Genomic DNA, 200 nt, shown 5'->3' on the forward strand with positions numbered 1-200 from the left:
ATTGGGGTGAAGTCGTAACAAGGTAGCCGTATCGGAAGGTGCGGCTGGATCACCTCCTTTCTATGGAGAATCGTCTTCGGAAGTGGAGACATTCAAATCTTAAATCTAGCCGGTCGGCTAGTTACTCACTCGTTGGTCAGTTTTGAGAGTTTAAGCTCTCAAGTAAGAAACTTGATCCTTGAAAACTGGATACCGAAACG

1 rRNA gene is annotated in these 200 nt (G+C 45.5%); it reads left to right on the forward strand.

Features of this window, described 5'->3' with window-relative positions:
• A 16S ribosomal RNA gene (locus C173_RS33875) occupies positions 1 to 60 on the forward strand; the annotation flags it as partial.
• Positions 61 to 200: the final 140 nt, after the last annotated feature.

The sequence above is a fragment of the Paenibacillus sp. FSL R7-277 genome, assembly GCF_000517965.1.
Classification (GTDB): domain Bacteria; phylum Bacillota; class Bacilli; order Paenibacillales; family Paenibacillaceae; genus Paenibacillus_AQ; species Paenibacillus_AQ silagei.